At 70.0% G+C, this 747-nt stretch carries 1 pseudogene; it reads left to right on the forward strand.

What is annotated here, in order from left to right:
• Positions 1-747 (forward strand): annotated as a pseudogene (locus H5407_RS23530) (RHS repeat domain-containing protein); the annotation flags it as partial.

Genomic DNA, 747 nt, shown 5'->3' on the forward strand with positions numbered 1-747 from the left:
CGCCACGGCCTTCGACAGCTTCGAGCGGGTCACCAGCCAGCAGCGCAGCGGCCCGGGCGGCAGCCTCAGCGAGACGCTGAGCTACGAGGACAAGCTCGGCCAGTGGGTGCTGGGCCAGCTCAAGACCTTGAAGGCCGCGGGCCTGACGCCGCTGGAGAACCGCTATGACAGCCAGGCCCGGCTGGTCGAGGTCCTCAAGTACGGCATCTCCCAGGGCAGCTCCGGCTATAACAGCGACGGCACCCTGGCCTGGCGCGCCGACGGCGCCGGCCGTCGCACCAACTTCAGCAGCTACCGGCGCGGCCTGCCGCAGGGCATCAGCTATCCCGATGGCGGCAGCGAATCGGCCGCCGTCAACAACCTGGGCCTGATCACCAGCCTGACGGACGCGGCCGGCTACACCACCGGCTACGGCTATGACTCGGCCGGCCGCCTGGCCAGCATCACCCCGCCCGGGGGCTGGACGCCCACCACCCTCGCCTTCGAACGCGTCAGCAGTGCCGAGTACGGCATCCCCGCCGGCCATTGGCGCCAGACCATCAGCCAGGGCAATGCCCGCACCATTGCCTACTACGACGGCTTCTGGCGCCCGCTGATGACCCGCGCCTTCGACACCACCCAGGAGGCCAGCAGCCGCAAGGTCGTGGTCAAGGGCTATGACAGCGCCGGCCAGCTGGCCTTCGAGAGCTACCCCCAGCGTGACGCATCGACGGTCGGCATCACCAGCCCCGGCCGCCGCATGACGTA

Source organism: Mitsuaria sp. WAJ17 (assembly GCF_014174515.1).
Lineage (GTDB): Bacteria > Pseudomonadota > Gammaproteobacteria > Burkholderiales > Burkholderiaceae_C > Roseateles_B.